The sequence below is a fragment of the Streptomyces sp. AF1A genome (assembly GCF_047340315.1).
Classification (GTDB): Bacteria; Actinomycetota; Actinomycetes; order Streptomycetales; family Streptomycetaceae; genus Streptomyces.
This window is the reverse complement of record NZ_JBLEBI010000241.1, coordinates 1-8,242: the sequence shown is the minus strand read 5'-3', so window position 1 is coordinate 8,242 and position 8,242 is coordinate 1. Positions and strand designations below refer to the sequence as shown.

Below are 8,242 nucleotides of genomic sequence, written 5' to 3'. Positions count from 1 at the left end.
GGGAACATCACCGCCCACGCGGCCCGCGCCGCGGCGGCCACCGGAGTCCCGGCAGTGGTCCTGCGCCGCCCGGGCTGGCGGCCGGGCCCGGCCGACCGCTGGTACGACGTGGCGTCCCTGGCCGGGGCCGCCGAGGCCCTGCCCGCCCTGGGGCGGCGGGCGTTCCTCACCACCGGGCGTCTCGGCCTCGCCGCCTTCGGACACCTGACGGACCTGCACTTCGTGGTCCGCTCGGTCGAGCCGCCCGGGCCGCCGCTGCCCCCGCACACCGAACTGGTCCTCGCACGCGGCCCGTTCGCGCTCGCCGACGAGAGGGAGCTGCTGCGCGCGCACCGGATCGACGTGCTGGTGACCAAGGACAGCGGCGGCGAAGCGACGGCCGCGAAGCTCACCGCCGCCCGGGAACGCGGGCTGCCCGTGGTCGTCGTACGCCGGCCCCCGCTGCCGCCGGGCGTGACGGCCGTGCCCGACGTGCCGGCCGTGCTGGAGCGGCTGGGCCTCGGCCCCGCCTGACCCCTACCGGTCGCCGGGGTTCCGGCGCAGCAGGTACGTGTCCATGATCCAGCCCTTGCGCTCGCGCGCCCGCGCCCGCACCCGCTCGATCTCGGGAGCGGCCTCGGCGAGCGGACCGGAGACGAGGATCTCGTCCGGCGTGCCTATGTACGCGCCCCAGTAGATGTCGATGTCCTGGTCGGCGTACTCCCGGAAGGCCTGGTGCGCGTCCAGCATCACGACCACGTCGTCCACTCCTTCCGGGAAGCCCTCGGCGAGCCGCCGCCCGGTGGTGATCTGCACCGGCCGCGCGACCCGGTTCAGTCCCGTGCGATGCCGGGCCACGAGCGCGGAGACGCTGCTGATGCCCGGCACCACGTCGTACTCGAACGCGACCGCGCCCCGCTCCAGCACCTCCTGCAGGATCCCCAGCGTGCTGTCGTACAGCGCCGGATCGCCCCACACCAGGAAGGCGCCGGTGCCGTCCTCGGCCAGCTCCCCGGCGATCAGCCGCTCGTAGACACCGGCACGGGCACTGCGCCAGTCCTCGACGGCCGGCGAGTAGGCCGCCCCGCCCGCCGTGCGGTCCCGCTCCGGATCGCGGGCCTCGACCACCCGGTACGACCCCTCGGGCAGATGCGCCTCCAGCATGTCCCGGCGCAGCCGCGTGAGATCGCCCTTCACCTCGCCCTTGTCGAGCAGGAAGAACACGTCCGTGCTCCGCAGCGCCTTGACCGCCTGCAGGGTCAGCTGGTCGGGGTCGCCCGCGCCGATACCGATGACATGAATCTTTCGCACCCGCCCGAGTCTGCCGCATCCCACTGACAGCGGGTGCACCGCCTCCGCACGCAGCGCGACGCCGGTGCGACGCCGGTGCGGCGCCGGTGCGGCGCCGTCCGGTCGGGTCACGGGCCGAGCCGAGGCGCCTCGGCCCTCGCGTCCACGGGCCCGGCGCCCCGCTCCACGCGCCCGGCGAGCTCGCGCGCCCAGCGCGTGAGGCCGGCGAGGTCCATGCCGTAGGGCCGGTCCTCGCCCCGGTCCCGCTCCCACGCCTCGACCGCGCCGGCCCCGCGCCGCAGCAGCCGCGCCCCGCCGACGGCGTTCCCGCGGGCCGCGTGGGTGAGTCCCACCGCCAGCTGGGCCAGCCCCCGCCACAGCGGGCGTTCGTGCTCGGGCCCCGACTTCCAGGCGTCCTCGAACACCTCGTGGGCGTGGAACGGCTTCCCCGCCCCGAGCAGTGCCTGGGCCTCGGCGACCGTCTCCCGCGGCGCCCGCACCACACCCTCCGGCTGCCGCAGGACGCCCTCGGCGCCGTACGGCAGCGGCCGCCCCAGCCCGTCCCGGGGCCGGGCGCTGCGGGCCCGGCCCTGCGGGTCCCGGTCCCTGGCCTGAGATGCGTCCGCGTTCGTCATACCGCCGATTGTGCCCCCGCCCCACCCCGCGCCCCCTTCGGCGCACCCCCGCCGTTGGGGTAAAGTGCTGTCCGCGCGATCACACGGGTCACCGCGAGTGAGCGCATCGGGACGTGGCGCAGCTTGGTAGCGCACTTGACTGGGGGTCAAGGGGTCGCAGGTTCAAATCCTGTCGTCCCGACTCATGAGAGTCGCAGGTCAGGGCCGGTTTTGGAGGCATCCTCCACCGGCCCTCGGCGGTTTTCGGGCGCCGGTTGCGGGCCGGCGGCTTCGATCTGCCCCGGCGAGTGAGCGTGGGAGAGGCTGCTCCCGGGGGCAAGAGCGCAATACCCGACGAATACGGCCTCCTCCGGACGGGCAATCAGATAGCGTTCCCGTACATCGAGCGCGGGCGGACACGTGCGCGCGCGGCGGGGCCCGCGCTGTCCGGCAAGGCTGCCGCGCGTCTGGAGGGGGCCGATGTTACGTAGGATGGACGCGCTCGTCACAGCGCTCTTCTGCGGGGACCAGCCCACGTCCCACGGCTCGTTCCGCGTCCCCGGCGGCGGCCAGGTCCATGGCACCGAACTCCTCCCCGGCACGCTGTACCGCTACGAGCTGGCCGACCGTGCCACCCGAACCCCCGTCACCGTGCAGTTCTACCTGGGCATCTCCGGCCCCGGCGAGGACCTGTGGAAGCAGGAGCTCACCGTCCTGCGCCGTATCGCCGCCCTCCAGCACCCCGCACTGCCCGGACTGGAGCGTGGCGGACACATCGAGGAGAAGGAGACCGGCCGCTTCGGCATCCGCGGCTGCGCCTACGTCGTGACGCGATCCGGCGACCGGCAGCTGTACGACGACACCGACCCCGAGTACGGGATGCGGTACGGCCTGGCCGAGGAGATCGCCGACCTGAGCGAGGACCGTCCGGAGGCGGTCGCCCAGTTCATGTCGCTCGCCGACGCCCTGTCCGTGCTGCACGACATGCGGATCGTGCACCGCAACATCTGGCCGGGCACCATCGGCCGCGCCCGCATCGACGGCAAGGACCAGATGGTGCTGAGCCGCTTCGAGATGAGCGGCCTGGTCTCGAACCTCCTGCGGTCCTTCCTGCTGGACGCACGCGAGCGAGCCGCGCACGCCCGCCAGCTCATCGTCTCCCAGGGCGGTGACGCCCTGGTGTACTTCTCGCCCGAGCGCATCCGCTTCCTGCTCCAGGAGGGCGCCCGGCTGGAGGACTTCCGCTCGGACATCTACAGCCTGGGCATGGTGGGCGCCGAGTGGATGACCGGACCGCTCCCCGATGAGCTGCTCGCCGACGTGCACGCGGCCATGGTGGCCGGTCCCGACGACACCCCCGACCTCGACCGGCTGCTGACGGCTGCCCGCGCCGCCAACCGGCACCTCGCGCACGCCGCACGGCACCTGCCCGGCCCGCTGGCCACCCTGCTGCGCGACATGATCGACTGGGACAAGCCGGCCGGACGGCCCACCGCCACGGACGTCGTCGGCCGGCTCAGCGACCACTACGAGCAGGTCACGGCCACGGCGGAGGAGCGCTCCGAGGAGGAGTACCTGCTCGTCTTCATGCCCGACGAGTGCCGCCAGACCCTGCTGAAGTGGGAGCTCATCGACCTCGACCCGGCGACCGAGGAAGGCCGGGCCGAGACCGCCGAGTTCATCCTCGGCGACCTCAAGGACGCCCGCCTGCTGCACCTGCCGGAAGGTGCCGCGCCCTTCGTGCCGGGCAACGACCCGGACAAGCTGCGCGCCGCCGACCAGCTGCTCCTCGGCCGGGACGTCGCCTGGTTCTGCCGCCCCTTCGAACCCAGCCGCAGCGGCCGGCAGCGCGGAACCCCGGACCCGCGCGGTCTCCTGCTGACGTTCGCCCTCCTGCTGGACAACGCGCGCGGCCGCAGCCTGCTGTCCGTCGTGAAGAAGACCAAGAAGTGGCGTTTCATACCGCCCCGAGTGCGCCTTGCGGCCTCCGACATCCACTACCGGGAGATGCAGGCAGAGCTCGCGACCAGCCCCTCCTGGCAGCCCCTGCTCGACGCAGTCCGGCAGATCGCCCCCAAGACGAGGGCCGAACGCGACTACGCCCAGGCCTTCGACTGGCTGCTGCAGTTCCAGCGCACCGAGCTGGAGTCCCGCCGCTACCCCTACGTCCTCGCCGAGGACTCCGACCAGCGGGGCACCGTGGTGGTGCGCTACGACGAGGAGCGCGACCGCGCCTGGCGGCACGGCTCCGCCATGGCCACCGCCTTCGCGAGCAACCCTGGACTGCGCCCCTCCATGGGCGACTTCTTCGCCGGGGCCGGCAACGAGGACGGCACCGTGTCCGTCGCCGTCCACGCCGACGACAACGGGCTGCCCGCGCGGACCATGTCCTTCAAGGCCGACTGCATCGACGCCCACAACGACACCGTCACCCTGGACGTCCGGCGCTTCGGCTCCACTCCCGTGAAGGGCTGGCTCGTCCTCGCCGACGACTTCGGCTCCTGGATGGCCTGGAACCGGCAGGACCAGGCTCGCTGGGAGCTGCTGGACAACCGGGTGCTGATCGAGCAGCTCGCCCGGCCGCAGGCCGCCAACCCGGTCGCCATGACCGCGCGCAGCAGCGCCCAGCGGGTGGTGGACGCCCTCAGCGACGTCGAGCCGCTGTTCGCGGTCCAGGGCCCGCCCGGCACCGGGAAGACGGAGGTGACGTCCCGGGCGATCGTGCGTTACCTGGAGAAGGAGCCCGCCGACCGGGTCCTGGTGTCCACCCAGTCAAACTTCGCCCTCGACAACATCGCCGAACGGCTGCTGCGCAAGCTGGGCCTGCTCTCCGGCGACACCGCGGTGGCACAGGCCCACTCGAACGTGATCGCCGTACGCGTCAGCAGCCTCCGCCGCGAGGACAAGGTCGACGAGCTCGTCAAGCCGTTCCTGATCCACCACCTGGCCGAGCGCACCCAGCAGCACATCGTCGCCCGTACCACCGAGAAGCTCGCCGACCCCTACGTCGACGGCGCGGAGAAGAACCTGCTCGCCACCTGGCGGGACGTGGTCAAGGACAGCCTGCCCGAGCTGATCGACCGCTTGCACCGCGCCGCCAACCTGGTCTTCGCCACCTGCTCCTCGGCCACCCCCGACGCGCTCGCCCAGGCGGCGGACACGGACCTGTTCAACTGGGTCGTCATCGAGGAGGCCGCCAAGGCGTGGCCGAGCGAGCTGGCCATCCCGCTGGCCCGCGGCATCCGTTGGTCCCTGGTCGGCGACCACCGGCAGCTGCCCGCCCACCGGCGCCGCGAAGTGCTGGACTTCCTCGACGTCTGCGCCCGCTCCGAGAACGAGGACCTCAGGCTGCACGGCCGGCGCAAGGACACCTACCTCAAGGTCTTCGGCGTGTTCGGCCACCTCTTCGAGGACGACCCCGACCGCCCGGTCAAGGACCCGCCCCGGCACACCCTGCGCACCCAGTACCGCATGCGGCCCGCCATCGGCGAGATCGTCAGCCGCGTGTTCTACGCCGTCTCCCCACCCGACGAGGCCGGGCACGTCGACATCGACGCCCAGGGTCTGCTGAGCACCGGCCGGGACGACACGCCCGTGCTCACCTCGCCCAGCCCCCAGGCGGTGCTGTGGCTGGACACCGGGCAGGTCTCCGACTGCTCCGAAGAACCCGCCTGGCGCAACCCGGGCGAGGCACGCATCGTCAGATCCGTCCTCCAGTCGCTCAGACCGCGCCCCGTGCCGGGCCGCGACGGCTACGGCGACCACCCCGTGGCGGTCCTCACGCCGTACCGGCGGCAGCTGGAACTGTTCAACTCCTGGGGCGAGATCCGCCCGCACGCCTCCACCATCCACGCCTTCCAGGGCCGCGAGGCCAACGTCGTCGTCGTCTCCCTCGTCCGCGACCAGAAACGCGGAGCCGCGGACCAGCCGTGGCGCAGCATCGGCCACCTGCACGAACCGGAACTCGTCAACGTGCTGTTCTCCCGCGCCCGGGAACACCTGATCGTCGTCGGCTCCTTCGAGCACTTCAAGGCCAACGGCGGTCCCATGTGGGCGGACGTGTGCGCGCTCGTCAAGCGCTACGGCACGGTCGTCCCCGCCGGCGAACCGGGGGTGATCTGATGCCCGCCCTGCGGATCTACCTGCCGTACGAGGCCGTGCCCGTGCGGGTGCAGCTCGGGTACGGCGAGACGGTGTCCCGCGTCGAGGCCACCGTGCTGCGCGGCATCGTCGAACTGTGGACCGCCCAGCAGGGACCGGCGTCCCGCGGGGTGAGCCTCAACCGGCTCTCCCAGCTGTTCGCGCTCGACGACCGGATGACCCTGCACCTGGTGTTCGACCTGTGGCGGCGTGACTACGTCACGCTGGACATGTACGGCGCCGAGGTCGCCCCGACGCCCGTCGTGCTGAACGCCTTCGCGCAGGGGAAGGAGAGCGAGCTCAGCGGCGGCGAGTTCACGCTGGAGACCCTCGACGTGTGGCTGGACCGCGTCGGCGGTCATCTCACCGGCCGCTCCGGCGCCGGCTACGTCCCCGACCGCGAACTCGCGGTCCCGGCGAGCCCGCTGTTCACCGCCACCGTCGACGACCTCAGCGGCAGCGACCTGGTGCGGGCGGTCCGCGAGACACTCGCCGAACGCGCCAGGGGCGCCGACGCCGCGCAACCCGCCGACCGCCCCCGGGGCCGCAACCTGCGGGTGCTGGAGGCCCGGCTGCTGCCCGCCCACCAACTCAGCGGCGCCAAGCGCACCATGTGGTTCCCGGTCGACATCACCGTGCGGCAGGACCCGGAGAGCGGCGCGGTGCGGGTCACCGTGGTGCAGGACTCCCGGCGCAGCCTCGCCCACTGCGAGCGGATCGGCCGACTGCTCACCGAGTTCCTCGAACGGCGGCCCGAGCACCGCTTCTCCAAGCGGCTGAAAAAGAGCTCGGAGAACCGGCTGGCCGACCCGCCGTCCCTGGAACGCACCCTCGTCCGGCTCGACACCCTGGCCGGACAGGCCCTGACCGCGGCGGCCGGCACCCGCGAGGCGCTGCACGAGAGCCTCGTCGAGGCGCTGCGCACCGCCCGCTCACAGGTCGGCGCCCGGGTGGACGGGGAGGCCGAGGTCCGGCTGGTGGGCGCGCACAAGGACTACCGCGACGCCCTCCGCGAGGTGATCGCGGCCGCCGAGCGCCAGGTCGTCCTCGTCACCTCCACCGTCCACTCGGAAGGCCTGTCCGACCTTCTGCCGGCGCTGCGGGCCGCCGTTGAACGGGGCGTGCAGATCGTGCTGCTGTGGGGGCGCGGACACAGCGACACCCTCGAGGCCCGCGCCGCCAACGCCCTGGAGGAACTGCGCTACGCGGCCGAGGCCCACAACCCGGAGGCCAGGAACACGACCTGGCGCGAGGACCCGACCGCGGGCCCCGGCGACGACACCCCGCCCGGGCCGGACGGCGTCACCGCGGTCCCGCCGGACGGCGGCAAGGCGGAGGAGCCGGGGAAGGCGGCCGTGCTCGTGGCGCGCCGCCCCGCCAACGTCAACGCGAACATGGTGGTGGCCGACAACCACACCGCCCTGGTCGGCGGCTACGCCTACCTCGGCCGGCTCGACCGCAACGCCCGGCAGCTCGGCGCGCTGGTCACGGCCGCCGAGCAGGGCTGTGGCAGCGAACCCGTCGAGGCCATCCTGCGCTGGGTGCGCCGGGCCATGCCGGACGCCGCGACCGCCTCGGCCGTCTACTTCCGCGAACGCGACTTCGGCCGCCGCCCCGACGACTGGAAACTGCCCTCGCAGCGGCTGGCCTGGTCCGAGCTGCCGTCACCACTGGAGCAGGACACCGGCGCCTCCGACACCGCCGTACGGTCCTGGGCGCTCGCCTGGCGGACCTGCGCGGAGGAGGTGCGGCGGCACCTGGAGGCGCGCGCCCTGCCCTCGGTGACCCTGGTGGAGGACTCCGCCCACCGCGACGCCCTGTGGGAGGCGGTGCGCTCGGCGACCGCACAGATCGTCCTGGCCAGCGAGTACATCGCGCACACCGTCGTCAAGCAGCCGCTCCTCGCCCTGCTGGAGGAACGGGTGCACGCCGGCATACGCGCCGACGTGCTCTACCGGCACGTCCGCAAGGACGGCGCCGACGCCCGCGAACTGCTGGAGAAGGCGCAGGCGGCCTTCCCCGGGTTCGGCCTGCACCGGGGTGACTCCGCCGCCCGCGCCCTGGTCCGGGACGACGACCTCGTCGTCGGCAGCTTCGACTTCCTCTCCCACGAGGGCGCCTTCGGCGGCCGTCCCGGCCGCCGGCCGGCCGCCGAGGTCAGCCTGCGCGTCACCGGCGGCGGACTGGCCCAGCAGGCCGCCGCCCTGCTCGGAGCGGCC

5 protein-coding genes and 1 tRNA gene are annotated in these 8,242 nt (G+C 73.3%); 4 read left to right on the top strand and 2 right to left on the bottom strand.

Annotated elements, in window-relative coordinates; all coding sequences use genetic code 11:
• A partial coding sequence (locus ACLU3S_RS34150; protein WP_413955867.1) for a precorrin-6A/cobalt-precorrin-6A reductase occupies positions 1–513 on the top strand: 513 nt, incomplete at its 5' end.
• A gap of 3 nt (positions 514–516) precedes the next feature.
• Here the strand turns inward: ACLU3S_RS34150 and cobF are convergent.
• The gene (gene cobF, locus ACLU3S_RS34145) at positions 517–1,290 is read right to left on the bottom strand and encodes a precorrin-6A synthase (deacetylating) (RefSeq protein ID WP_413955866.1); all 774 of its coding nucleotides are present in this window, start codon (positions 1,288–1,290) and stop codon (positions 517–519) included.
• 107 nt (positions 1,291–1,397) lie between these two features.
• Positions 1,398–1,904 carry a DUF309 domain-containing protein gene (locus tag ACLU3S_RS34140; protein ID WP_413955865.1) on the bottom strand — a complete coding sequence of 169 codons (507 nt, stop codon included), beginning with the start codon at positions 1,902–1,904 and terminating at the stop codon, positions 1,398–1,400.
• A 107-nt stretch (positions 1,905–2,011) separates the two neighbouring features.
• Between ACLU3S_RS34140 and ACLU3S_RS34135 the strand changes: the two genes are divergently transcribed.
• The 3 genes from ACLU3S_RS34135 to ACLU3S_RS34125 form a co-directional block, all read left to right on the top strand.
• Positions 2,012–2,085 (top strand) — tRNA-Pro (locus ACLU3S_RS34135).
• A 290-nt stretch (positions 2,086–2,375) separates the two neighbouring features.
• Positions 2,376–6,005 (top strand): AAA domain-containing protein, encoded by a 3,630-nt coding sequence (locus tag ACLU3S_RS34130; RefSeq protein WP_413955864.1) that lies wholly within the window; start codon positions 2,376–2,378, stop codon positions 6,003–6,005.
• The coding region (locus ACLU3S_RS34125; protein ID WP_413955863.1) for a hypothetical protein at positions 6,005–8,242 on the top strand (2,238 nt) is incomplete at its 3' end. The genes ACLU3S_RS34130 and ACLU3S_RS34125, both read left to right, overlap by 1 nt.